Origin of the sequence: Sandaracinobacteroides saxicola (assembly GCF_014117445.1) — a bacterium.
GTDB classification, from domain to species: Bacteria; Pseudomonadota; Alphaproteobacteria; order Sphingomonadales; family Sphingomonadaceae; genus Sandaracinobacteroides_A; species Sandaracinobacteroides_A saxicola.
Genome location: NZ_CP059851.1, coordinates 426033 through 450853, shown reverse-complemented (window position 1 = coordinate 450853; position 24821 = coordinate 426033). Strand labels below are relative to the sequence as shown.

The 24821-nt window shown below is 68.7% G+C and carries 23 protein-coding genes and 1 pseudogene; 8 read left to right on the top strand and 16 right to left on the bottom strand.

Features of this window, described 5'->3' with window-relative positions; all coding sequences use genetic code 11:
• Positions 1-4 precede the first annotated feature (4 nt).
• Together H3309_RS02235 and H3309_RS02230 are read right to left on the bottom strand one after the other, a co-directional pair.
• Complete coding sequence (locus H3309_RS02235) at positions 5-1783, bottom strand: ShlB/FhaC/HecB family hemolysin secretion/activation protein (RefSeq protein ID WP_182297110.1); 1779 nt, start codon at positions 1781-1783, stop codon at positions 5-7.
• A gap of 175 nt (positions 1784-1958) precedes the next feature.
• A complete protein-coding gene (locus H3309_RS02230) occupies positions 1959-2534 on the bottom strand; it encodes an OmpA family protein (RefSeq protein WP_182297109.1) in 576 nt (191 codons plus the stop codon).
• Positions 2535-2703: 169 nt separating this feature from the next.
• Here H3309_RS02230 and H3309_RS02225 point away from each other — a divergent pair, with 169 nt between their 5' ends.
• Entirely contained in the window at positions 2704-4167 is a 1464-nt protein-coding gene (locus H3309_RS02225) for a sodium:solute symporter family transporter (RefSeq protein ID WP_182297108.1), read from the top strand.
• Here H3309_RS02225 and H3309_RS17865 read toward each other — a convergent pair.
• Positions 4153-4440 (bottom strand): annotated as a pseudogene (locus H3309_RS17865) (transposase); the annotation flags it as partial. The gene H3309_RS02225 and the pseudogene H3309_RS17865 sit on opposite strands and share 15 nt — an antisense overlap.
• Before the next feature lie 382 nt (positions 4441-4822).
• Between H3309_RS17865 and H3309_RS02220 the strand changes: the two are divergent.
• Together H3309_RS02220 and H3309_RS02215 are read left to right on the top strand one after the other, a co-directional pair.
• On the top strand, positions 4823-5407 hold the full coding sequence (locus H3309_RS02220; protein ID WP_182297107.1) for an HD domain-containing protein: 585 nt from the start codon (positions 4823-4825) through the stop codon (positions 5405-5407).
• A 1-nt stretch (position 5408) separates the two neighbouring features.
• On the top strand, positions 5409-5927 hold the full coding sequence (locus H3309_RS02215) for a GNAT family N-acetyltransferase (RefSeq protein ID WP_182297105.1): 519 nt from the start codon (positions 5409-5411) through the stop codon (positions 5925-5927).
• Here H3309_RS02215 and H3309_RS02210 read toward each other — a convergent pair.
• Entirely contained in the window at positions 5908-6789 is an 882-nt protein-coding gene (locus tag H3309_RS02210) for a D-amino-acid transaminase (RefSeq protein ID WP_182297103.1), read from the bottom strand. The two genes, H3309_RS02215 and H3309_RS02210, sit on opposite strands and share 20 nt — an antisense overlap.
• Before the next feature lie 58 nt (positions 6790-6847).
• Between H3309_RS02210 and H3309_RS02205 the strand changes: the two genes are divergently transcribed.
• A complete protein-coding gene (locus H3309_RS02205; protein ID WP_182297101.1) occupies positions 6848-8200 on the top strand; it encodes a cryptochrome/photolyase family protein in 1353 nt (450 codons plus the stop codon).
• On the opposite strand, the gene H3309_RS02200 is transcribed toward H3309_RS02205, so the two are convergent.
• The 5 genes from H3309_RS02200 to H3309_RS02180 are packed head-to-tail and all read right to left on the bottom strand — an operon-like array spanning position 8197 to position 14081.
• Positions 8197-9414, bottom strand: a complete 1218-nt coding sequence (locus H3309_RS02200; RefSeq protein WP_182297099.1) for a cation:proton antiporter domain-containing protein — start codon at positions 9412-9414, stop codon at positions 8197-8199. The two genes, H3309_RS02205 and H3309_RS02200, sit on opposite strands and share 4 nt — an antisense overlap.
• A gap of 38 nt (positions 9415-9452) precedes the next feature.
• Complete coding sequence (locus tag H3309_RS02195; RefSeq protein ID WP_182297097.1) at positions 9453-10676, bottom strand: ABC transporter permease; 1224 nt, start codon at positions 10674-10676, stop codon at positions 9453-9455.
• Positions 10670-11407 carry an ABC transporter ATP-binding protein gene (locus H3309_RS02190; protein WP_182297095.1) on the bottom strand — a complete coding sequence of 246 codons (738 nt, stop codon included), beginning with the start codon at positions 11405-11407 and terminating at the stop codon, positions 10670-10672. The genes H3309_RS02195 and H3309_RS02190 overlap by 7 nt, the downstream gene beginning before the upstream one ends.
• The gene (locus H3309_RS02185) at positions 11407-12675 is read right to left on the bottom strand and encodes an efflux RND transporter periplasmic adaptor subunit (protein ID WP_207791547.1); all 1269 of its coding nucleotides are present in this window, start codon (positions 12673-12675) and stop codon (positions 11407-11409) included. Before H3309_RS02185 ends, H3309_RS02190 begins: the two co-directional genes overlap by 1 nt.
• Positions 12672-14081, bottom strand: a complete 1410-nt coding sequence (locus tag H3309_RS02180; protein WP_182297093.1) for a TolC family protein — start codon at positions 14079-14081, stop codon at positions 12672-12674. The genes H3309_RS02185 and H3309_RS02180 overlap by 4 nt, the downstream gene beginning before the upstream one ends.
• A 434-nt stretch (positions 14082-14515) precedes the next feature.
• Here H3309_RS02180 and H3309_RS02175 point away from each other — a divergent pair, with 434 nt between their 5' ends.
• The 3 genes from H3309_RS02175 to H3309_RS02165 are packed head-to-tail and all read left to right on the top strand — an operon-like array spanning position 14516 to position 17396.
• Positions 14516-15220, top strand: a complete 705-nt coding sequence (locus H3309_RS02175; protein ID WP_243453813.1) for a response regulator — start codon at positions 14516-14518, stop codon at positions 15218-15220.
• A gap of 4 nt (positions 15221-15224) precedes the next feature.
• On the top strand, positions 15225-16601 hold the full coding sequence (locus H3309_RS02170; protein WP_207791545.1) for a sensor histidine kinase: 1377 nt from the start codon (positions 15225-15227) through the stop codon (positions 16599-16601).
• 6 nt (positions 16602-16607) lie between these two features.
• The gene (locus tag H3309_RS02165) at positions 16608-17396 is read left to right on the top strand and encodes a DUF2334 domain-containing protein (protein ID WP_182297089.1); all 789 of its coding nucleotides are present in this window, start codon (positions 16608-16610) and stop codon (positions 17394-17396) included.
• Positions 17397-17431: 35 nt separating this feature from the next.
• Here H3309_RS02165 and cysS read toward each other — a convergent pair whose 3' ends face one another.
• The 4 genes from cysS to radA all read right to left on the bottom strand — a co-directional run bounded on the left by cysS (position 17432) and on the right by radA (position 21862).
• A complete protein-coding gene (gene cysS, locus H3309_RS02160; RefSeq protein ID WP_182297087.1) occupies positions 17432-18889 on the bottom strand; it encodes a cysteine--tRNA ligase in 1458 nt (485 codons plus the stop codon).
• The gene (locus tag H3309_RS02155) at positions 18886-19491 is read right to left on the bottom strand and encodes a CvpA family protein (RefSeq protein WP_182297085.1); all 606 of its coding nucleotides are present in this window, start codon (positions 19489-19491) and stop codon (positions 18886-18888) included. Before H3309_RS02155 ends, cysS begins: the two co-directional genes overlap by 4 nt.
• The gene (locus tag H3309_RS02150) at positions 19488-20357 is read right to left on the bottom strand and encodes an ABC transporter six-transmembrane domain-containing protein (protein ID WP_182297083.1); all 870 of its coding nucleotides are present in this window, start codon (positions 20355-20357) and stop codon (positions 19488-19490) included. The genes H3309_RS02155 and H3309_RS02150 overlap by 4 nt, the downstream gene beginning before the upstream one ends.
• A 137-nt stretch (positions 20358-20494) precedes the next feature.
• On the bottom strand, positions 20495-21862 hold the full coding sequence (gene radA, locus H3309_RS02145) for a DNA repair protein RadA (RefSeq protein WP_182298436.1): 1368 nt from the start codon (positions 21860-21862) through the stop codon (positions 20495-20497).
• A gap of 86 nt (positions 21863-21948) precedes the next feature.
• On the opposite strand from radA, the gene H3309_RS02140 reads away from it, so the two are divergent.
• Positions 21949-22743 carry an SDR family oxidoreductase gene (locus H3309_RS02140; protein WP_182297081.1) on the top strand — a complete coding sequence of 265 codons (795 nt, stop codon included), beginning with the start codon at positions 21949-21951 and terminating at the stop codon, positions 22741-22743.
• A 14-nt stretch (positions 22744-22757) separates the two neighbouring features.
• On the opposite strand, the gene H3309_RS02135 is transcribed toward H3309_RS02140, so the two are convergent.
• Genes H3309_RS02135 through H3309_RS02125 form a run of 3 tightly spaced genes read right to left on the bottom strand, consistent with a single transcriptional unit; the run spans position 22758 to position 24776 of the window.
• Positions 22758-23081, bottom strand: a complete 324-nt coding sequence (locus H3309_RS02135; protein ID WP_182297079.1) for a type II toxin-antitoxin system RelE/ParE family toxin — start codon at positions 23079-23081, stop codon at positions 22758-22760.
• Complete coding sequence (locus tag H3309_RS02130; RefSeq protein ID WP_182297077.1) at positions 23078-23314, bottom strand: type II toxin-antitoxin system ParD family antitoxin; 237 nt, start codon at positions 23312-23314, stop codon at positions 23078-23080. The genes H3309_RS02135 and H3309_RS02130 overlap by 4 nt, the downstream gene beginning before the upstream one ends.
• 43 nt (positions 23315-23357) lie before the next feature.
• Positions 23358-24776, bottom strand: coding sequence for an NAD(P)H-dependent flavin oxidoreductase (locus H3309_RS02125; protein WP_182297075.1), 1419 nt, complete (start codon positions 24774-24776; stop codon positions 23358-23360).
• Between the last annotated feature and the right edge of the window lie 45 nt (positions 24777-24821).

The window sequence follows — 24821 nt, the reverse complement described above, 5'->3', positions numbered from 1 at the left end:
CCCCTCAACGCCACGGCAACGCACGAACGGTCAGCGAGACCAGCACCCGTGCCGGCGCCCGGTCGTTGTCAATCTCAAGCGCCTTGTCGAGCGGCCGGGCATAGGTCACGTCCAGCCGCGTCCGCGCCCCCCAGGTCGCCCGCACGCCCCCGCCCACGCTCTTCAGCGTCCGGTCGCGCTCGAAATTGGTGCTGTCCAGGTTGCGGATCTTCACCCAGTCGAAAAAGCCCAGCGCCTCCAGCGCCAGGTCGTTGCGCCCCTGCGGCTGCGGCTTGCCCACCCGCAACTCGCCCGAGGCACCGATCGCCCGGTCGCCCGAGGTCGCGCCCGGGTCATAGCCGCGCCCCATCGTCAGATTGCCCACCGCGAACTCGTCGAACGCCAGCAGCGGCTTGTTCGTCCACTGCCCGCGCACGTCGCCCGCGAACGTCACCGCATAGGGCGATGCCGGCCCGAACCGCAGCCGCGCCTCGCCGTTCACCCCGCCGCGCACCACGAACGCCTGGCCGTCACCCTCGAACCGCGTCGGCACCGCGGTGCCGCTGATCTGCCCCGGCCGCGTCGCCCCCAGCGCCGCGATCCCCTTGCGCAGCTCCAGCGTGCCGCCCACCCGCCACGCCGGCGCCAGCCCCAGCACCGGCCGCTCCTGGAACTCGCCATCGGCGCGCAGGAACAGCGTCCGCAGCTTGTCCAGGTTGATCGGCAGGATTCCCGCCCGCACCCGCTGGTCGGTATAATCCAGCCCCGCCGCCATGCGGATGTTGCGGTTGGTGCTCCTGAGCACCGGATAGCTCGCCTGGAACTGCATCAGCAGCGACCGCGACGCCAGGTCGAACCCGGCGCCGGCATTGTCGATCGAGGGCGAGGTCCAGGCATAGGTCGCCGTCGCCCCCACCCGAAACCCCTTGCTGCCGATGCCGAACTCGTGCCCGCCCTGCACGACCTGCTGCTCCTTGAAGTCGGCGGTCGAAAACAGCGCTACGAAACTGCGGTCCGCCATCCCGGTCAGCCCGAACAGCTCGCCGCGCACCAGCCCGCTCCAGCGCCCGATCTGCTGCGACCCCGTGTTCACCGCGTTGAACAGCAGCGACCCCGCCGTCCGCTCGATCGCCACCTCGCCGATCACCTCGCCCGGCCGACCGGTCGGGCTCGGCCGCAGCTCCAGGTTCACGGAGATGCCCGGAATGTCGCTCGCCAGCAGCAGCACCCGCTCGGCATCCGCCTCGTTCAGTGGATCGAGCGCCTTCAATCGCCCCAGCAGCGCCTCCAGCCGCCCCTGGGAGCGCCCGGGATCGCCCCGCACCCGCAACTCGGCAATCCGCGCGGTCACCACCGTCAGCTTCAGCCGCCCGTCGCCCAGCGTCTGCTCCGGCACCTGCACCACCGCCACATAGCGGCCGCGCGCCAGGGCCGCGGTCGCCGCGTCGCGCAGCGTGCACACGTCGGCCAGCGGCCGCTCGCTGCCATCCAGCCCGGCGCCCACGCCCGCCAGCAATGCGGCGATCTGCGGCGGCAGCGGCGCACCCCCCGGCGCGGTGAAATCCACGCCCTTCAACGCCATCCTCAGCGGTGAATTGGCGATGCCCTCCGGGCACGGCCCGGCCACCATCGCCCCGCGGCTGCGCACGCTCACCGTCGGCGCGGTCGGCGGCGCCGGCGGCGTCCGCAAAATCTCGCCCGCGGTCGGCGGGCTGACATTGGGCACCTGCCCCACCGGCGGCACCGCCTGCGCTCCCAGTCCCCCGGCCGAACACAGCAGCCCCAGGGTCAGCCCGGCGCGCAATCCCTCAGTGGCGCGCCGCTTGTTCCCGCCTGCACCCCCGACAGCACCCCCGCCAGCACCCATGTCCGATATTCCCCCAAACGAACCACCTCATGACCGCGCATGTCCAACCGCACGGCGTCCGACCGACAACAAGACGCCGCGCCGACCCTCCCGGACACCGGCCAACGCCCGGTCAGTTGGCACTGACCTCGACGCGGCGGTTCGCCGGGTCCGTCGCCGACCGCCCCGGCAGCGTCCGGTCGAAACCAAAGCCACGCGGCGTCATCCGGCTCCGGTCGACACCCTTGGCCGCCAGATAATTGACCACCGATTCCGCCCGCGCCTTGCTCAGCGCCTGGTTCACCTCGCGCGAACCGCTGCGGTCGGTATGCCCCTCCACCGTGAACGGCCGGTAATTGCCCACCGCGCTCAATGCCTTGGCAAAACGGTCCAGCGTCGCCATCGCCGACGCGGTCAGCTGCGCCGACCCCGCCATGAAGGTCATGCTGATATCCTGCCGCACCGACTTCGCGGCCGTCGCGCCGGCACTCCCGCCACCCAGCCGCATCTGCCGTGTGTCCACGATGTCCGGACAGCTGCCGTCGGGCAGCTTCTTCTCGCACCCCGGCGTCTCCGCCGGCTTCGGCTTCGGCTTGGCCGCCAGCTGCCCCGCCAGATCCTCCACCGATTGCGCCTGCACCGGCCCCGCCAGCAGCGCGCCCAACAGCGCCACCATGCTGACCCGCCGAACGATGTCCTGCCCCGTCATGTCACGCCTCCCGACTCATCCACGCACCATGGCACTGTGCGCACGCCATCACGCTTGTCAATGATTTGGCACGGATTGTCGCATTCAGATTGTATCAATCCGACATTTCGCACGGCTTGCCATCGCCGCCCGCCGCCGCCACCCTGCCATCACAGGCGGGGGACGCAGCATGAGCCATTTCGCAACATCGGCCGCCGGCCAGGGCCTCATCGCCGCGCTGCTGCTCGCCACCATCGCGCTCGCCACCTGGGCAAAGCTCCGCCACAGCGCCCGCAACGCCACCCAGCAGGATCTCTACCTCGCCGGCAAGAGCCTGACCTGGCCCTTCGTCGCCGGCTCGATCACCCTCACCAACCTCTCCACGGAACAGCTGGTGGGCATGAACGGCAACCAGATGCTGCTCCTCGCCTGGTGGGAAATCGCCGGCTTCGTCGGCCTCCTCATCCTCGCCTTCGTCTTCGTGCCGCTCTACTACCGCAACAACTGCACCACCGTCACCGAACTGCTCGAACGCCGCTATGGCGGCCGCGGCATCCGCACGCTGATCTCCGCGCTGTTCCTGTTCGGCAACATCGTCATCTACCTGCCCGCCGGCCTGTACAGCGGCGCGCTCTTCCTGCAATCGATGTCTGGCGCCGCCATCCCGCTCGTGGCGTTCGCCGCCGCCATGGCCATCATCGCCGCCGCCTACACCATGCTCGGCGGGCTGAAGGCGGTCGCCGTGATGGACACCTATTCCGGCGTCCTCGTCCTCACCATCGCGCTCCTCATCGTCCTCCTGGCGCTCCAGGCCATCAACTTCGACCTTTCCGGCATCCCGCCCGATCGCCTCACCATGGTCGGCGACCGCACCTCCCCCATCCCCTTCCACACCCTCTTCACCGGCATGCTGTTCATCCAGATCTTCTACTGGTCCACCAACCAGAACATCACGCAAAAGGCGATGACCGCCCCCACTGTCCGGGAGGCGCAAAAGGGCGTCCTCGCCGCCGCCGGCATCCGCATCCTCATCATTCCCGTCATCGTCACCGTGCCCGGCGTCGTCGCCTACAAGCTGATGGGCGACGTCGACGACCGCGCCTATGGCCTCCTCGTCGCCCAGGTGCTGCCGCCGGCGCTTTCCGGCCTGTTCGCCGCCGCCATCGCCGCCGCGGTGATCGCCCACACCGCCGCCATCCTGAACAGCACCGTCGCGCTCTGGTCGGTCGATTTCCACGAACGGCTGTTCCGCCCGATCCGCCACCAGCGCCGCCTCGCCGCCACGCTCGCCGCGCTCCTCACGCTCAGCTCGGTCGCCCTCGTGCCCCTGTTCGCCAACGCCAAGAGCATCATCAACCTGCTGCAACAGCTGAACGGCCTCTTCTCCATGCCGATCCTGTCGGCCTTCGTCACCGGGCTGCTGTTCCGCAACGTCCGCGCCGCCGCGGCCATCGCCGGCACCCTCTTCGGCATCGCCTTCTACGCCCTCGCCACGCTGGCCGCCCCCCCCAACTGGCTCGGCCTCCATTATATCGACTGGATGCTGGTCACCCTCCTTGCCAGCATCGCCTTCGCCCTCACCACCAACCGCCTCGCCCTCGGCCAAACCGCCACCCTCCGCTTCCGCGCAACCGACCCGTCACCCCGCGCTTGACCCGGGTGTGGATTCACATTGGAAGTGCAACGGGGAGAAGGTTTCGGCTGGTGTGAGGAAGCCGAGGCATTTTCTGGGTGTGTTGTTGTAGGCGCTGAGGATGGCGTCGATGTGGTCTGCGGGCAAGGTTGTTGGGTCGGTTTTTCTGGGCAGTGCGCGCCTAAGGCGTCCGATGGCGTTTTAGATGCCGCCTTTTTGCCAGAGTGCACAGGGGTCGCAGAAGTAGGTTTGGATACCGAGCTGGCTGGTGAGGCGGTGATGTCGGTAGAACTCGCCGTCATGCTGAACTCGGTTCAGCATCCATCATCCCACCAACACCCAACGCAGCGGAAAGAACCGATCATTCCCGCCAAGCCCTTGATCCAGGCTGTCACTTTTTTCGACCAACCTTCCATAGTCCTACAACCCCTGCGCGGCCAAGCCGCGCGAACTCGGGCAGTCGGCTGCGCGGAGAGGGCAGAAAGACAAAAGAAGAAAGAAAGGGCGTGGCAAAGCCACGCTGTCGGACGTGTCGGTCGGCCAAGGCCAACCGCACGCCGGCCATGCTGGCGCGAGTCTCGAAATAGCGGGCTTCGCCCCGCTATTTCTCGCCGCGCTGCGCACGCCATTGCACCCACTCCACCAAACCGATAACCTCCCCAGCGGGAGACCGCACATGAGCGACCAGGCCAGCTTCACCGACATGAGCACCAGCACCGCCGAGGACTGGGCCATCATCGTCCGCCACAACATGCACTTCGCCCCCAACGGCGGCGCCCGCGTCCTCGCCCATTTGCGCCTCCTCGATGGCGATTTCGGCGGCTTCGCCGTTGACCGGCTCACCCACAGCCTGCAAACCGCCACCCGCGCCCACCGCGATGGCCAGTCCGAACCCTACGTCGTCATGGCCCTTCTCCACGACATCGGCGACACGCTCGGCGCCTACAACCACCCCGACATCGCCGCCGCCATCCTCAAACCCTTCCTGTCCGAAGACCTGCACTGGATCGTCCAGCACCACGGCATCTTCCAGGGCCACAATTTCTTCCACCACATCGGCCTCGACCGCGACATGCGCGAACAATTCCGCGGCCACCCCCATTTCGCCGCCACCGAAGCCTTCATCGACCGCTACGACTGCCCCGCCTTCGACCCGGCCTACGACACCGCGCCCCTCAGCTTCTTCGAACCCATGGTGATGAAACTCTTCGAAAAACCGCTGAACAGCATCTACAAAAGGGTGCTCGCCGAAGCCGCCTGAAGTGCCCATCCGGCCCGCCACGCCCGCCGACCTGCCGGCGCTCGACGCCCTCATCCACCGCGCCTACCGCGGCGACTCCGCCCGCCAGGGCTGGACGCACGAGGCCGACCTGCTCGACGGCCAGCGCACCGACCCCGAAACCCTCGCCGCCGCGCTCGCCACGCCAACCGAAACGATCCTCCTCGCCGACACCGCCGGCCACCTCCAGGGCTGCGTCCAGGTCAGCGACAAGGGGAACGGCCTCGCCTATCTCGGCCTCCTTACCGTCGATCCCACGCACCAGGCCGCTGGCCTCGGCCGCACCCTCATCGCCGCTGCGGAGGCCCACGCCCGCGGCCTCGGCGCCACCGCCATGGAAATGACCGTCATCGCCCAACGGTCCGACCTCATCGCTTACTACCAGCGCCGCGGCTATGCCCTCACCGGCGAAACCCGCCCCTTCCCGCACCATGACCCGCGCTTCGGCCTGCCCCGCACCCCCGACCTCGCCTTCGTCGTCCTCAGCCGGCCGCTCCGCTGACACGCCACCCCGTCTGCCGCTCGATCTCGCCCCACATCGCATCGGCCAGCCGTGTCGCCACCGGCCCCGGCCGGCCATCGCCCACCGCCACCCCGTCCAGCGTCACCAGCGGCACCACCGGCGCCGTCGTGCTCGTCATGAACAGCTCCCGCGCGCTCCGCACCTCGTCCAGCGTGAAGGCCCGTTCCTCCACCAGCATCTGCCGCTCCCGCGCCAGCCCGATCAGCGTGTCGCGCATCACGCCGGGCAGGATCCGCGCCGACAGTGGATGCGTCCGCAACACGCCCGCCGCGTCCACGATCCAGATGTTCGTGCTGCCGCCCTCCGTCACCACGCCATCCTCGCGCACCAGCACCGCCTCCGCGCCGCCCGCCGCCTTCGCCGCCTGCTTCGCCAGCACATTGGCGAGCAGCCCGGTGGTCTTGATGTCGCACCGCGCCCAGCGCTGGTCCGGCAGGCTCACCGCCGCCAGGCCCTCCCGCTGGTGCCGCAGCCGCGCCGCGAAATCGAACGCCTTCCAGGTCATGATCAGCGTCGGCCGGATGTCCCTCGGAAAGGGATGGTCCCGCCGCGCGCTCCCCCGTGTCACCTGGATGTAGAGCAGGCCATCACCCGCCCGGTTCGCCCGCAGCAGCCGCGCCGCCACCTGCCCCAGCGCCGCGTCGCCCATCACGCCCTCGATGAACAGCGCCGCCAGCCCGCGCCGCAGCCGCCAGCAATGCTTGTCCCAATCCAGCAGCCGGCCGTTCAACACCGCGCACACCTCATAGACGGCGTCGGCGAATTGCAGCCCCCGATCCTCCACATGCACCGCGGCATCGGCCAAAGGCCCATAGCGGCCGTTCACAAAGGCAATCCCCATGCCGCACCCCTACAAAGCGGCCTTGCCCCGTGCAACCGGCGCGACCATGGCGCATTGCATGCCCATGCAAATCCTCTGGTTCCGTCAGGACCTCCGCCTCTCCGACCAGCGCGCCCTCCTCGCCGCCGTCGCCGCCGGCCCCGTCCTGCCGGTGTACATCCTCGATGACGAGACCCCCGGCCTCCGCCCCATGGGCGCCGCCAGCCGCTGGTGGCTGCACCACAGCCTCGCCGCGCTCGACGCCTCCTTGCGCAAGCGCGGCAACCGACTGCTGCTCCTGCGCGGCCCCAGCGCCGCCACCCTGCGCGCGCTTGCCGCCAGCACCGGCGCCACCCGCATCCACGCCACCACCCATTACGAACCCTGGTGGAAAGCCGCCCAGGCCGACCTCGCCGACCTGCTCACCCTCCACCCCGGCCACACGCTCGCCGATCCCGCCAGCGTCACCAGCGGCAGCGGCGGGCGCTACCGCATCTTCACCCCCTTTTGGCGCGCGCTCCTCAACCAGATGCCGCCCCCCGACCCCCTCCCCGCCCCTCAGCATATCCCCGCCACCGACGGACCCGACGGTGACACGCTGGCGGACTGGGCCCTGCTTCCCACCGATCCCGGCTGGTCGACCGGCTTCACCGCCTGGCAACCCGGCGAAAAAGGCGCCCACCGCGCGCTGAAAGCCTGGCTGCCCCAAGTCGCCGGCTACGAAACCACCCGCAACCTCCCGAGCGAAGCCGGCACCTCCCGCCTCTCCCCCCACCTCCACTTCGGCGAACTCTCCCCCGCCACCGTCTGGCACGCCGCGCTCGACGCCGCCGGCAAGGCCGCCGCCAGCTTCACCCGCCAGCTCGTCTGGCGCGATTTCGGCCAGGGCATGATCGACACGCTCCCCGACAGCCACTGGGTCCCGCACCGCGATGCCTTCGCCCGCTTCCCCTTCCGCGATGCGCCGGCCGATCTCCGCGCCTGGCAACGCGGCCGCACCGGCTATCCGCTGGTGGATGCCGGCATGCGCCAGCTCTGGCAATCGGGCTGGATGCACAACCGCGTCCGCATGGTCGCCGCCAGCTTCCTCACCAAGCATCTGCTGATCGACTGGCGCCGCGGCGAGGAATGGTTCTGGGACACGCTGCTGGACGCCGACCTCGGCAACAACGCCATGGGCTGGCAATGGGTGATGGGCAGCGGCGTGGACAGCAGCCCCTACAACCGCATCTTCGCCCCCGTCGGCCAGAGCGAGAAGTTCGACGCCGCCGGCTACATCCGCCGCTGGGTGCCGGAACTGGCCCCCCTTTCCGACACCGACATCCACGCCCCCTGGCGCGCCGCCCGCCCCACCGCCGCCTACCCCGCCCCCATCGTCGACCACGCCCAGGCCCGCACCCGCGCCCTTTCCGCCTACGAGAGCATCCGCTAACCGGTCTCCGCCGCCTCCACCGCCCGCTCCGCCGTCAGGCCATGGGTCAGCGTCGACAGGATGATCGCCAGCGCCAGCGTGCCCCACAGCAGGTCGAGCGCCGCGAACTCCGCCTTGCCGGCGGCATAGGCGAGGTAATAGACCGACCCGATGCCCCTGATCCCATAAAAGGCCGTCACCCGCCTCTGCCGCGCATCCATCGCGGACCCCATCAGGCTCAGCCACCCCGCCGCCGGCCGCACCACCAGCACCAGCAGCGCCGCCAGGCCCAGCGCCGGCCACCCCATCGCCGGCCACAGCGCCGGCAACGCCATGCCCAGCCCCAACAGCAGCAGCGCCGTCAGCGACAGCTCGGTCGCATCGGCAAAACCGTGCAGCGTCTTCTGGAATTCATGCCCCTCCTCCGCCCGTCGCACCATCAGCCCGGCAACAAACGCCGCCACAAAACCATAGCCATGCAGCAATTCGGTCGCTCCATAGACCAGCGCCACCACACCCAGCCCCACCACGCCCGCTTCCGTCCGTGCCAGCGGGTTGCCGCGTGGCCAGCGGAACAACAGCACACCCGCGGCCCAGCCGATCGCCGCCCCGGCCAGAGCGCCCACGCCGATGCGCATCAGCCCGTCCCGCAGCGCCCATTCCCCCAACAGGCCGCCGCTGATCCCGCCCGCCAGCGCCGCCAGAATCGCCAGATGCACGAAGGGAAAGGCCAGCCCGTCGTTCAACCCCGCCTCGGTGGTCAGCGCAAAGCGCACCGGCTCCTCGCCCCCCTCGGTCGGCTTGCCGACCTGCACGCCGCTCGCCAGCACCGGGTCGGTCGGCGCCAGCATCGCCCCCAGCAGCAGCGCGCTCGCCAGCGGCAGCCCCAGCATCAGCCCGCCCAGCGCCATCGCGGCGATGGTCAGCGGCATGGCGATCAGCAGCAGCCGCCAGGTCGGCAACCAACGGTGCCAGTCCTGCGGCCGGTCGATGCGCAACCCCGTGCCGAACAGGCTGACGATCACGCAGGCTTCGGTTACCCGCTCCCAAAGCCCATGCGATCGCGCCGGATCGATTGTCTCGGCAACCTCCGGCAGCAGCAGCCCGATCAGCATCCCGCCCAGCAGCAGCAAGGGCGTCGCCGACGGCTCGCGCCGGGTGAACAGGCGCGGCACCCAATGCGCCACAATCACCGCCAGCCCGGCCACCGCCAGCAATATCTTGTCGTCCTGCATAAGGTCGCAACCGATGGAACGGGCAGCGGTTCCTGCCCTCAGCTGCGCAAGGCCTCGATCGGGCTCAGTTTCGCCGCCCGGTTGGCCGGATACCAGCCGAAGAAAATGCCGATCCCCGCGGAAATCAGGAAGCTGGTCACGATCGAACCCGCCGTGATGACGGGCGCGAACGGCAGCGCCTTGCCGGCGATCAAGGTCAGCCCCACGCCGATCATCACGCCCGCCAGGCATCCCACCAGGCTCAGCATCAGCGCTTCCAGCAGGAACTGCAACCGCACCGCCGCCCGACTGGCGCCGATCGCCATGCGGATGCCGATCTCCCGCGTCCGCTCGGTCACGCTCACCAGCATGATGTTCATGATGCCGATGCCGCCCACCACCAGGCTGATGCCGCCGATCGCCCCCAGCAGCAGGCTGAGCGCCTGCGTCGTTTCCTTGAACGTGTCCCCCACCGCGGTGATGTTGGTGATGGTGAAATCATCGGGCACGCCCGGCGCCAGTCCGTGCCGCCGCCGCAGCATCGCGCCGATCACATCCTGCACGTCATCCACCGCTTCGGGCCGCGTCACGCTGACCGAGATCGTCCGGATGCTGCGCCGGAACGCGCCGCCGCCCTGGATCAGCCGCTGCGCCGCCAACAATGGCACCACCACCACATCGTCGCGGTTCTGCCCGCCGATGCCCTGGCCTTTCTTGGGAAGGATGCCGATGATGGTGAAGGTCACGCCCCTGATGCGCACCTGCTGGCCCAGCGGATCATTGGCGCCGAACAGGTTGTCGGCCACCGTCGCGCCGATCACCGCCACCCGCGCCGCGGCCCGGTTTTCCATCTCGGTGAAGGCCCGGCCCTCGTCGGGGAACCAGTCCTGCACCGCGAACCAGGCCGGCGTGCTGGTCTGCACCTGCGTCAGCCAGTTGGTCGGCCCCGCCACCACCTGCGCCGCCAGCGCGCCGGACGGCGCCGCCGCCACCACGTCCGGCAACGCGCCGATGGCCTCCGCATCATCCAGGGTCAGCGTCGGCCCCGTGCCCGCCCCCTGGCTGATCCCGCCCCGCCCCTGCGCCGAGCCCGAGGTGATGATCAGCAGGTTCGATCCCAGGGCCGAGATGCTCTCGCTCACCCGCTTCTGCACCCCGCCCCCCAACGCCAGCAGCAGGATCACCGAGGCCACCCCGATGATCATCCCCAGCATCGTCAGCCCCGACCGCAAGCGATTGGCAACCAGCGCACTCCAGGCTTCGGCGAGCATCGAGCCTAGCATGCCGCGACACTCCCGAAATCATGACCCGCCCCCGCCAGCGCCTCCGCGGTTGGAGGGCCATCGTAAAGGATCAGCCCGTCCTGGATCCGCACCACGCGGTTGGTCGCCGCCGCCACGCCCGGATCATGCGTCACGATCACCACCGTCACACCCCGGTCTGCATTCAGCGCCTTGAACATCGCCAGCACCTCGGCACCGGTCCTTGTATCCAGTGCACCGGTCGGCTCATCGGCCAGCAGCAGGCGCGGCTGCGTCGCCAGCGCCCGTGCCACCGCCACCCGCTGCTGCTGCCCACCCGACAATTGGCTCGGCCGCGACGCCGGCTTGTCCGCCAGCCCCACCAGCCCCAGCAGTTCCGCCGCCCGCGCCTCCCGCTCCGCCCGTGCCACGCCGGCATAGACCAGGGGCAACGCCACATTGCCCAGCGCGCTCAGCCGCGGCAGCAGGTTGAACTGCTGGAAAACGAAACCGATGTCGCGGTTGCGCAGGCTCGCCTGTGCCCGTTCGTCCAGCCCCGACACATCCTGGCCGTCGAAGCGGAACACGCCCTCGCTCGGCACGTCCAGGCAGCCGATGATGTTCATCAGCGTCGATTTCCCCGATCCCGATGGCCCCATGATGCTCATCAGCTCGCCCTCGGCCACATCAAAGCTCACGCCGTGCAGCGCGCGAAAGCTCCCGGCCTCGGAGGCATAGTCCTTCACCACGTCATGCAGGCTGAGCAGCGCCATCAGATGCCCGGCGGGTGGCCGCCGCCCGCCGCACCCGCCCGCGCCTTGCGGTCATCGCTTTTCGTCGCCGGCCCGGCGCTGGCGCTCGCCTCGCCCGGCTTCAGCTCACCCACGATGACCTTGTCGCCGGCCTTCAATTCGCCCGCCGTCACCACCGAATAATCATTGTCCGACGCGCCCACCCGGATGCGCCGCGGCACCGCCCGGCCATCCGCGCCCAGCACGAACACCGTCACATCGCCCGGATCGCGCAAGCGCGCGTCACCGATGGTCTTCTTCGACGGGTCGGCCGCCCCCCCGCCAAAGGGGTTGGGCGGTCCTTCCTGCGCCGCCCGGGCGCGCGTCCAGTCCGCCGGCTTCCAGCTCATCGCGCCATTGGGCAGCAGCAACACACCCGCATAGTCCCGCACCCGGAACTGCGCGTTCGCCGTCATCCCGGGCAGCAGCGCGCCGTCGGGATTATCGACCGCCACGATCGCGGTGTATGTCACCACATTCTGCTGCGTCACCGGGTTCAGGCGCACCTGCCGCACCGTGCCCGCGAACTGCCGGCCGCCGAATGCGTCCACGTCGAACCGTACCGCCTGCCCCACCTTCACCTTCGCCACATCGGCCTCGGCGATCGAGGCCTCGATCTGCATCTTGGTCAGGTCGAGCGCCAGCGTGAACAGCGTCGGCGTCTGGAAACTCGCCGCCACCGTCTGCCCCAGATCGACCTGGCGGCTGATCACCACGCCGCTCACCGGCGCGCGGATGATGGTATAACCCAGGTTGGTCCGGTCCTGCACGATCTGCGCCTCGGCGCTTCTGACCTGCGCGCTGCTGGCGGCCGCCGTCGCCCGCGCCGTCTCATAATCCTGCTGGCTGATGAAATCCTGCTTGCGCAGGTTCGCCGCCCGGGCCGCGTTCGCCGCCTGCAAGGCCGCCGTCGCCCGCAGCTGCGCCAGCGTCGCCTCACTCGCCGCCAGCCGTGCCTGATAGACGCGCGGATCCAGCTCCAGCAGCACCTGCCCCGCGGTCACCCGGTCGTTGAAATCGACATTCAGCTTCGCGACCGTGCCCGACACCTGCGTGCCGACATTGATCACGCGCACCGGGTTGATCGTGCCGTTCGCCGTCACCCCCTCGGTCAGGTCGCCACGCAGCACCTCCGCCGTGCGATATTGCGCGCCCTTGTCCTCGGATCGCAGCCCCCACCAGGCCGCCAGCGCCACCACGATCAGCGCCAGCAGCGCCCAGCCCCACCGCCGCCGCACCAGCGCCATCATCGAACCGCCTCCCCCACCATGCCCACCGCCCGCGCCAGCGTCACATTGGCACTGCGCACACCGAAATCCGCCGCCACCAGCGCCTGCTGCGCGTTGGCCAGGCTGCTTTGCGCATTCAGCAGTTCGGTGATGCTGGCAACCCCGGCACGGAACCGCCCCTGCGCCAGCCCCGCTGCCGCCGCCGCGCTGTCAAAGGCGGCCCGCGCCGCGTCCAGTGTCGCCGCCTGCGTCCGCAGCGTCTGCAACGCCGTCCACACATCCAGCCCCGCCGCCTGCCGGCTCGCCTCGAACTGCGCGGCATTGCGGTCCACCTCGCTCGTCGCCGCGGCGACGGCATAGGTGCGCGACCAGCCGGTGAACAGCGGGATGCTCAGCGTCACCCCCACGCTGCCGGCGGCGCTGTTGCGCTGCGCATCGTTCAAACTCACCTGTGGTGCCACGCCAAGGCTGACGGTCGGCGCCCGGTCCGCCCGCGCGGCGCGCAGATTGGCCTCCGCCACCGCCAGGTTGGCGCTCGCCCGGCGCAGGTCGGGGCGCGCGCGCTCGGCCTCGCGGATCAGCGCATCGGCGCGCTCGTTCATCAGCCGGCCGGTCTCCAGCGCCGGCGGCGGCGCCAGCAGCAGCGGCGCATCCGGCGGCAATGCCACGCTCACCGCCAGCTGGCCGCGCGCGATCGCCACCTGTCCCTCCGCCTGTCGCTGCACCTGTTGCGCCTGTGAAAAGGCGGTTTGCGCCTGCAACGTGTCGGACCGCAGGCCCACGCCCGCCGCCTCCCGCGCCCGTGCCGCCTCCAGGCTGACGCTGGCAAAACGCAGGCTCTCCCGGGCCGCCACGTCCGCCGCCTCGGCCGCGATCACGCTGTTATAGCCCTGCACCACCTGCGCCACCACGCCCTGCGCGCTGTCGGCGAACCCCGCCAGCGCCACCCCCCGCGCGGCATCCGCCGCATCGATCCGCGCCCGCCGCCCGCCAAAGTCGAACAGCAGCCAGTTCAGGCTCAGGCTCGCGGTCGCCGTCGCATTGGTGCTCGATCCGGGAAGGGTGCCGCTGCCGAAACTCTCGCTGTAACTCGCCCCCGGCGTCAGCGCCGCGCTCAGCGTCGGCAACAGGCTGGCCCGCGCCTGTCCCGCCTGCGCCGCCGCGGTGCGGTTCGCCGCCCAGGCGGCCCGCAGATTGGGGTTCCGGCACAGCGCCAGGTCAACCAGCGCCACCGGAGTCAAGGGCGCCGCGCCGACCTCCGTCGGGCAGCGCTCCGGCCCGGAAACGCCCGTCAGCCGATAGTCCGGCGCGGACGGCGGCATCAGACCGCGCGGATCGTCCCCCGCCAGCGCCGCGCCGGCGTGCACCGCCGTCGCGATCCCCAGCAGCAGCCACCATGTCCCGGTTGCAACCTGTCGTTGCCTCATTCCGGCGTCACCCTGCGGCCACAGTCCGGCGCCTTCGTTGCAAAAATGCAAAATCCGGAAAGAATGACAGGTGCTATTCGCATCGATTTCCTATACCGCACCCGTCGTGGGAATCACCCGCCCGCTTGGCAATGGTCGAGCCGGTGGCCCGGTCGGGGACAGGGGCAGGGTCCGACCGGGCCACCTACGTCGCGGCAGCAGGCCGCATCACCGTGTCCACCCTTTCGGGCAGGCCCGACGGCGGCGACCATGGGGGTCTGCCGCGACGATTCGATGACGCAGGTTCATCGGCCCACATTGCGGCCGCATGTCGGTGCAAATCCATGCTGACATACGCGACGCCGCCGCGTTGCGTTGCGGACATATGGACGCTACGTTTCGCGCATAACGCGCAAAGGATGGAAACCGAAGTTCCAATGGTGAACCCCCGCATCATGATCGTCGACGACGATCCCGGCATCCGCTCCGTCGTCGCCGAATTCCTTGGCAAGCATGGATATGATGTCGAAACCGCCGAGGATGGCGTCGCCATGGACAAGATCATCGCCACCTCATCACAGCCGTTCGACCTGATGGTGCTCGACCTGATGATGCCCGGGGAGGATGGCCTTGCCATCGCGCGGCGCATTGCCGCACCCGGCGGCCCCGCCATCATCATGCTGTCAGCCATGGGAGAGGACACCGACCGCATCGTCGGGCTGGAGGTCGGGGCGGACGATTATGTCGCCAAGCCCTGCAACCCGCGCGAATTGCTCGCCCGCATCCGCGCCGTGCTGCGCCGTCGCCACGAACCGCGCGAGACCGGCGATGTCAGCGGCGTCATCGCCGAATTCGCCGGCTGGCGCCTCGACCTGGTCCGGCGCGAGCTGCGCTCGCCCGATGGCGTCCTCATCAACCTGTCGGACGGGGAATTCAGCCTGCTGCGGGTCTTTGTCGAACGTCCGCAGCGCGTCCTCACGCGCGACCAGCTGCTCGACATGGCGCGCGGCCGCGATTCCGACGCGTACGACCGCGCCATCGACGTGCAGATCAGCCGGCTGCGGCGGAAGCTCGACGGCGCCAGCCATTCCACGGACGAGCTGATCCGCACCATCCGCAACGAAGGCTATATGTTCACCCCCAAGGTGACCCGGCGCTAGTTGGTTGCCGCTCAACGCCCCCCCGAGAAACTGGCTGGAGGCCCTCTCCCGCCTGCGCCGGTCACTGTTCGCGCGCATCCTGCTGCTGGTCCTCGCCACGCTTGCCGTCGCGCAGGGCATCAACCTCGCCGTCCTCACCCTGGTCAAGCCACCCCCCATCCTGTCGATCGGCCTCACCTCCATTGCCATCGGCATCGAAAGCGGCGGCACCCGCGGTGCCAATGGCCGCCTCAGCTATGTCCCGGATGACAAACCACGCCCCTTCGATCCTCAGGACGGCGCCGCCGGGCCGCTGCTCGCCGGCACCCTGGCGCGCCAGCTCGGCCTGCCCCAGGGCAACGTCATTCTCGATCTCGACCGGCAGCAGAATGGCAAGATCGTCCACCTGATCCCCCGCGACGCCGCCGCCAATGCCCCGCTCGAACCGGCACTGGTCGGCCATTTCGTCATCAGCGTGAAGCGTCCGGACGGCCGATGGCTGATCGTCCAGCCGAAAAATCGCGGCCTGCTGGAAAGCTGGGAGCAGCAGTTCCTGCTGCTGTTTCTCGCCGGCGCCGTCCTGATGCTGCCCGCCGCCTGGCTGTTCGCCCGCCGCCTCGCCGAACCCTTCCGCGCGCTCGCCGCCGCCGCCGACCGTCTCGGCCGCGACCCCAGCGCGCCACCGCCGCGGATCGATGGCCCGATCGAGGTTCAGCGCGCCGCCCACGCCTTCACCCAGATGCAGCAGCGCCTGCGCGCCTATGTCGACGACCGCACCCAGATGGTCGGCGCCATCGCCCACGACCTGCGCACGCCGCTCACCCGCCTCGCCTTCCGCATCGAGAATCTCGACGAGCCGCAGCGCGATCCGATGGCACGCGACGTCGCCGAGATGGAGGCGATGGTCGCAGCCACCATGGCCTTCGTGCGCGGCGCCAACGAGGTCCGCGAACGCCAGCGCATCGAGCTCGGCAGCCTGGTGGAGCGTGTCGCCGACGACATGGCGATCACCGGCCGTCGCGTCCAGGCCGACGCGGAGGACCGGCTGGTGGTCGAAGGCGACCCCGTCAACCTGCGGCGCCTGTTCAACAACCTGTTCGACAATGCCGAGAAATTCGGCGCCAGCGCCCGGGCGCGCGCCTATCGCGACGGTCGCTTCGCCATCGTCGACATCGACGATGATGGTCCCGGCCTGCCCCAAGGCGAGCTGGAGCGCGTATTCGAACCCTTCTACCGCACGGAACGCAGCCGCAATCGCGAAACCGGCGGCATCGGCCTCGGCCTGTCGGTGGTGCGCACCATCGCCCGCGCCCATGGCGGCGACGTGCTGCTGGAAAACCGCACCGAAGGCGGCCTGCGCGCCCGCGTGACCTTGCCGCTGGACACCAGCGGCCGCACATAGCGCGCGATGCGCAGCCTCCTCATCACCATCCACGACGTGTCGCCCCGCCACGAGGCGCGCATCGACCGCCTGATCGACGGGCTGCACGCCGCCGGCGTCGGCACCCGCTTCGGCATGCTGGTCGTCCCCGATTTCTGGGGCGAAAGCCCGCTGGCAAAGGCACCGGCCTTCCAGGCGAAACTGCGCGCCTGGGCCGCGTCCGGCGTCGAGATGTGGCTGCACGGCTTCTATCACAAGGACCTGACCGCGCACGACGCCGGCGGCGCCGCGCTGAAAGCCCGGCTGCTGACCGCCGGCGAAGGCGAGTTCCTCGGGCTTGACGCCCGCGAAAGCCGCCGTCGCCTGAACGAGGGCCGCGCGCTGCTGGAGGACATCCTCGGCACCCCCATCCCCCGCTTCGTCGCCCCCGCCTGGCTCTATTCCGACGCCAGCAAGGCCGCCCTCACCGACCTCGGCTTCACCCTGGCCGAGGATCATTTCCGCGTCTGGAACCCCAGCAGCAACCGGATCCTCACCAAGGGCCCGGTCATCAGCTACGCCAGCCGCACGCCCGTGCGCATGGCCAGCAGCCTGTTCTTCAGCCGCCTCGCCACCGCCGCCCTGCCGCTGCAAAAGATCATCCGCTTGGCCCTCCACCCCCACGACGTGGACAAACAACCCCTCATCACCGAAACCGCCCGCGCCCTGAAATCACTGACGCGAACCCACACACCCGCCACCTATACCGCCGCGCTCCCTTCCCTCCCGCGAAGCAAAGAAAGGGAGTCGAAGACGACGCGAAGCGTCAGCAGTTAGGGGTGGGGCGAGCACCGCGAGCGACACTCGCGCCGCTAAACCCGTTCCCAGCTCGTCGTCCCGTCCTTGTTGTCCTTCAGGCGGATGCCGTTGGCTTTCAGTTTATTCCGAATACGGTCGGCCTCAGCCCAATTATGAGCTAATTTTGCAGCTGATCTCAGGTCAACTTCCTCTTGGGTCAGGATATCACTTATGCTTGCGATCGCGCTGACCATTTCAGGACTGCCTTCGACCCGTAAATCCAGCCCCAGCAGCAACCCTATGTTTCGCAGCTCGAAAAAAGACTTATATTCTGCACTCTTTATCTTGGAGTCATTCTCGCCTTGGGAACGCGCTATAACTGCACCGCTTTGATGATTCTTTGCAACACGATATGCGTTATGCAGGCAGTCGACGGCTAACTTGGTATTCATGTCGTCGTTCAGCGCTGCAACAACGGGAGAGTTTTTGTCAGGCAGCGATATCTGCTCACGATCGTGCACATCCAGAATCAACATTTCCGAACAAAATTTTCTGTAGATTGCTCGCGTCTGCGCCAGCAGCGCATCATCCCACTTCAACGGCTGCCGGTAATGCGCACTCAATAACGCCAGCCGCAGCACCTCGCCATCCCACCCGGCGTCCAGCAACTCCCGCGGCGTGATGATATTGCCCAGCGACTTGCTCATCTTGGTTTCCCCCATCGTCAGGAAACCATTGTGCATCCAGATGCGGCTCAGCTCCGCGCCATCGTGCGCGCAGCAGCTCTGCGCCCGTTCATTCTCATGGTGCGGAAACTGCAAATCCAGCCCGCCACCATGAATGTCGATCGTCTCCACCCCCAGCACGGCGCGGATCATTGCGCTGCACTCGATATGCCACCCCGGCCGCCCCCGTCCCCAGGGCGACTCCCACCCCGGCTGCTCCGGCGTCGAGGGTTTCCACAAAACGAAATCCCCCGGGCTGCGCTTGTAGGGTGCCACCTCCACCCGTGCCCCGGCGATCATCTCGTCCATCGGCCGGCGCGAAAGCTGGCCATAGCCGGCAAAACTGCCGACATCGAACAGCACATGGCCTTCCGCGGCATAGGCATGGCCCCGCGCAATCAGCGCCGCGATCATCGCCACCATGCCATGGTCGCCGGCGATATGCTCGGTCGCCCGCGGGTTGAAATCGGGCTTCAGGCAGCCGAGAGCCGCCATGTCCTCAAAATAGGCCGCCTCATATTCGGCCGCCACCGCCTGTGGACTGCGGTTCTCCGCCACCGCCTTCGCCATGATCTTGTCGTCAATATCGGTGATGTTGCGGGCATAACGCACGTTTTCCGCCCCATGCAGGTGCCGCAGCAGCCGATACAGCACATCGAACACCACGGCAGGCCGCGCATTGCCGATATGCGCCCGGCCATAGACCGTCGGGCCGCAGACATACATCGTCACGGGTTTCCCCGGCTCCGGCAGGCGCACTGCCTCTTTCTGCCGGGTCATCGTATTCCACAGGCGCAGCTCGCTCATACCGCCGTCCCTTCGCCCTTGTTCAACAGGTCATCCAGCGCTGCCCGGTCCTTCGCCGAATAGCCCTCCCGATCCGGCCCGGCGCCATCCGCCGCCGGCGCGTCGGCCTGCACCTCCTTCACCCAGTTCACCAGCGCCTTGCTGGTGATGATCAGGATCGGCGTCACCTGTGATTGCGCCAGCCATGCCGGCCGCGATTTCTCCGCCACGAACAGGTGGGTCGCGAACTCCGCCAGCAGGAAGATGGCGCTCGCCGCGATCAACCCCTTCGCCGCTCCCAATCCCAGCCCCAGCACCCGGTCCACCGGCCCCACCACGCTCGCCTTCGTCGCACCGCCCACCCAGCCAGCGATCAGCTTCCCCACGATCAGCACGCCCAGGAACAGCAGCAGGAACGCCAGGATCGCGCCCTTCCCCTCGCTGCCGGCAAAGCCCGTCAGCTTGCCCGTCATCTCCTCATGAAACAGCCGCACCGCGAACACCGCCGCCACCCACGCCGCCAGGTTCAGCGCCTCGGTGGTGAACCCGCGCACCGCCCCCAACAGCGCCAGCCCCACCACCAGCGCCAGGATCAACAGGTCGAAAGATGTCAGGTCGCTCATCGCATGGTCCGATAGACGCTGCCATCCGGGGCGGCAACCGGTGCCATCCGCCGGTTCAGGTCGCTGATCTTCGCCAACTGCTGCACCAGCAGCGGCACCTGGTCCAGCGCGTGCACATAACGCCAGACATAGGCGAACACGGCATAGACGTCGCCCGCCAGCACGGCCTCGCCCTGCCCCACCCGCCACAGCGCCACCGCCACCAGCAGGATCACCGTCAGCTCCATCAACCCGAACCCTTTCGCCTCCGCGTCCGACAGCTTCACCCGCCAGCCCGCCAGCGCCCGGAAATGCCGTGCCACCCGCACCATGCCGCCACCGCGCACCAGCTCCACCTCGCGCTCCAGCCGGTCGTTCAACCCGCGGTTCAGCCGCTTCGACCGGCGCGACAACCACAGGTTGATCGCCGCCAGCGGCAGCACCAGCAGCAGGCAGGCGGCACCGATCCAGCGGTCATAGCCCACCAGCACCACAACGGCGATCACGATGCTGATCGCCGCATAGAGCATCGCCGGCACCTGCTCCTCGAAGAAGGTCACATATTCGCGGCTCAAGGAGGCATGGGCGACGATCACATTCGGGTCGGCGCCGGCATCATGCCCGCGCCGCACCACATCGGTCGCCAGCTGGCCATAGACGCGCGTGAACACCCGCGTGTCCAGCATCTTCGCCGACACCTCCAGCACCATCATCGCGGCATGGCACGCCACCAGCCAGCCCACCGCGGCGACATGCCCGGTCAGCACCCCATTGATGGCAACGCCGGTCGCCAGCGGATAGAGCTGCCCGGCCGCCTCCGCGGCCGCACGCAGGGCATAGGCAAAAGACAAAGGGCGCGCATGCGCGCGCGCAAGGGCGGACAACATGAAAACCTCGAAGGCTATGGGATGGCAGGCGCCAAAGGCCCGGTGAGGCCGGGCTTCAGCCGACGGTCAGATGCGACAGAACCGATGCGCCATAGTGATCTCCGTGCCCGGGCAATCTCATAGTTGCCCCGCCGCCGTCAATCCCGCGCCAGCCGATCCACCAGCACGCCCAGCGTCCGGCACGGTTCCGTCCGCAACCCGCCGACGCCCTTGGTCTCGGGCGGCGCCAGGGCATGGCTGAACCCCAGCTTGGCCGCCTCCTTCAGCCGCAGATTGGCATGCGCCGCCGGCCGGATTTCGCCGGACAGCGCCACTTCCCCGAACGCCACCGTCTCCGCCGCGATCGGCCGGTCCAGCAAGGCGCTCACCAGCGCCGCCGCCACGGCGAGGTCCGCCGCCGGGTCCGCCACCCGCAGGCCGCCCGCCACGTTCAGATACACCTCGCAATTGCCGAAACTCAGCCCGCAGCGCGCCTCCAGCACCGCCAGGATCATCGCCAGCCGCCCGCCGTCCCAGCCCACCACCGCGCGGCGCGGCGTCGCCCCGGTATTGATCTTCACCACCAGCGCCTGCAACTCCACCAGTACCGGCCGCGTCCCCTCCAGGCTGGGGAACACCACCGCGCCACTCACCGGCGTATCGCGCGCGGTCAGGAACAGGCTGGACGGGTTCGGCACCTCCGCCAGCCCGTCGCCCTCCATCGCGAACACGCCGATCTCGTCGGTGCCACCGAACCGGTTCTTCACCGGCCGCAGGATGCGATACTGATGCCCGCGCTCGCCTTCGAAATAGAGCGTCGCGTCCACCATATGCTCCAGCACGCGCGGGCCGGCGATCTGGCCATCCTTGGTCACATGACCCACCAGCACCAGCGCGGTGCCGCTGTCCTTGGCGAAACGGATCAGCTCCAGCGCACTCGCCCGCACCTGGCTCACCGTCCCCGGCGCCCCCTCCAGCTGGTCCGAATGCATCGTCTGGATGCTGTCGATCACCAGCAGCCCCAGCGCCTTCTGTTGCGCCAGCGTCGTCAAAATGTCGCGCACGCTGGTCGCCGCCGCCAGCAGCACCGGCGCGTCCGCCAGCCCCAGCCGCCGCGCCCGCAGCCGCACCTGGTCCGCCGCCTCCTCACCACTTACATAGGCCACCCCCACTCCGGCCCGCGCCATCCGCCCCGCCGCCTGTAACAGCAGGGTCGATTTGCCGATGCCCGGATCGCCGCCGATCAATACCGCGCTCCCCGGCACCAGCCCGCCGCCCAGCGCCCGATCGAACTCGGCAATCTGTGTGGAGACCCGCTGCGGCAGCACCACGCCTGCGTCCAGCGGCGCCAGCGCGATCACCGCGCCGCCGCTCTTCAGGCTGTGCTTCGCCGCGAACGGCGTGTTCGCCGGCGCCGCCTCCGCCTGGAAACTGTTCCACGCGCCGCAATCGCCGCATTGCCCGGCCCATTTCGACGCCACCGACCCGCATTGCGAACAGACATAGCGGGTTTGCGCACGGGCCATCCCGGCGATGTAGAGGCCGCCCGTCGCTTTGAACAGGCTTGCCGCACCGCCCGTGCCGCGCATGATGGGCGCAAGGGAGAACAGCCATGAGCCTGACCGACACCGTCGCCCTCGTCACCGGCGGCGCCAGCGGAATCGGCCGCGCCGCGGCCATCGCGCTGGCGGCCAGGGGCGCCCGCGTCATCGTCACCGACATCGACACGCAGGGTGGCGGCGAAACCGTCGCCGCCATCGGTGCCGCCGCCCGCTTCATGCCGCACGATGTCGCCGAGGAGCCCGAATGGCAGGCCGTCATCGCCAGCATCCGCGACAGCGAGGGCCGCCTCGACACGCTCGTCAACAACGCCGGCATCGGCAGCGGCATGCTCGTCACCGACATGCCATTGGAGATGTGGAACCGGCAGCTCGCCATCAACCTCACCGGCGTCTTCCTCGGCTGCAAGCACGCGATTCCCCTGATCCGCGCCGGCGGCCGCGGCGGCTCCATCGTCAACATCAGCTCGGTCGCCGGTCTCCAGGGTTCCGCCGGCCTCGCCGGCTATTGCGCCACCAAGGGCGGCGTCCGCCTGATGACCAAGGCCATCGCCAAGGAATGCGCCGCGGCCAAGGACGGCATCCGCGTCAACAGCGTGCACCCCGGCATCATCGACACACCCATCTGGAGCAAGATCAACGAGGGCGGGCTGGACAGCGTCGCCGACGCCTTCAGCACACCGGGCGCCAACACGCTGAACGCGGACCTGATCGCCGCCAGCGGCACGCCGCTGGGCCATGCCGGCGCGCCGGAGGACATCGCCAACGGCATCGTCTTCCTTGCCGGCCCCGAAAGCCGTTACATGACCGGCAGCGAACTCGTCATCGACGGCGGCTGGACGGCGTGAACCCGTTCAGTCGGTCAGTCGAGCATCAGGGCGGCGGGAACATCGCGCTTTCCGTGCAGCACCCGCCAGATATCGACATAGGTCGGCTGCCTGACATAGCACACGATATAAGGGAATCGTTTCAGACCGCGCGTCCGCAACCCCGGCAAACCCAGCTCGTAGCCGTAGCGAGGCGATCCATTGTCCGGTGCCGAAGCAATTCGGGCATAGGCGGCCTCCAGCGCATTGATAAAGGCGTTGGCAGTTCCGATGCCCGCTTCATCCCGATACCAGGCAACCGCCTGCTCGACGTCATCATTGGCAAGCCGGCGCGGAACCAGCAACAGTCTGGCGCTCACCGCGCCGGGGCATTCGCCGCCTCGCGCAACCGCGCGAAATAGCCGGCATCAACCGGTTCCGCCGCGGGCGAACTGGCCCCGTCGAGCATCAGCTGCCGCAGCATCTGGCGATCCTGATCCAACCGGATCAGGCTGCGCACATATTCGCTGCTCGTCCCGAACCCACCTTCCGCAATCTGCCGGTCGACAAACTGCTTCAGGGAATCGGGCAGCGAGATATTCATCGTCGTCATGCCGGCAACATGGCGCCGTTGGCAAAAAATGGCAAGGCGCCGATCAATCGCCCGTGCGGATGCGCTCCATCAGCTGCTTGACCGTCGGTACGAAGCCGTTCGAATAGAAGGGATCGCTGCGGAAATTATACGCCCCATGCCCCGCGAACATCAGGTTCGCGTCCGGCTCGCCGCCATGCGCGATCTCCTGCAGCGTCTTCTGGATGCAAAAGCTGCGCGGGTCGGCCAGATAGCCGGTCGAATGATCGTCATGATCCTTCCAGGCGCTGAAGGAACAGTGCGACAGGCAGCCCATGCAATCGGCCTGGTCCTTTCGGATTTCCTTCTTCCGCGCCGCATCCACGAAGATCAGCGTGTTGTCCGGCGTCTTCAGCGCCTCGGTGTGGCCCGCGCCATACCATTCCCGGGCGCGGTTGAGGTCGTCGCGCGTGACATAATAGCTTCGCCCGCGCGGCACGCCGACATCCAGCAGATACTGGTGGTCGCCCGCCGCTTCGGTCGAAAAGGCGATCTGCCGCTCGCTCCGCCCCTGCAATTCCAGCAGGAAGGGGTTCAGCACCGCACTCGAGTAGAATCCGGTCGGCGAGAATTTGTGCAGCAGCACATCGCCCGGCTCCAATGCCGTCAGTTTCGCCTTCCATACGTCCGGAATCGGGCTTTCCTGCGTCAGCAGCGGCCGCGTGCCATATTGGAACGCGATCGTCCCCAGCTCCGGATTGTCGATCCAGTCCGCCCAGTCGCGCAGATACCAGACCCCGCCCGCCATGATGATCGGCACGCTGTCCGGAATGCCGCCCTCGCGCATCACCGCCCGCACCTCCGCCACGCGCGGATAGGGCGCCTGCGGGCTGCGCGGGTCCTCCGCGTTCGACAGGCCGTTATGCCCGCCCGCCAGCCAGGGGTCCTCATACACCACCGCGCCCAGCCACTCCGCCGCCTTGGAATAGGCCCGCTTCCACAGCGCCCGGAATGCCCGGCCGCTGCTGATGATCGGATAATAATGCACGCCATAACCGGCGGCGATCTCGCTCAGCTTGTACGGCATGCCGGCGCCGCAGGTCACGCCGTTCACCAGGCCCCGCGTCCGCTCCAGCACGCCATGCAGCACCCGCTGCGCGCCACCCATTTCCCACAACACATTGATGTTCAACCCGCCCCGCCCCGCGCTCAGCGTCTCGCGCGCGATGTCGAACGCCCGCTGCACCTGCTGCACCGCCCCTTCGATGGCATAGGCGACCAGCTCCTCATGCCGCCCCTCCCGCGTCCGCGAGCGATAGATCTGGGGGATGACGAAGCCGTTCGCGTCATAGCTGTCGGCATTGACGGCGCTCACCGTCCCGACGCCGCCCGCCGCCGCCCAGGCGCCGGCGCTGGCATGGTTGGTGGCCGAGACGCCCTTGCCGCCCTCCACCAGCGGCCAGATTTCGCGCCCGCCCATGCGGATTGCATCCAGTTTGAACATCCTGCCTCCAGTCCGGCGCCCCCATAACAGAGCTGTATCGGTTTT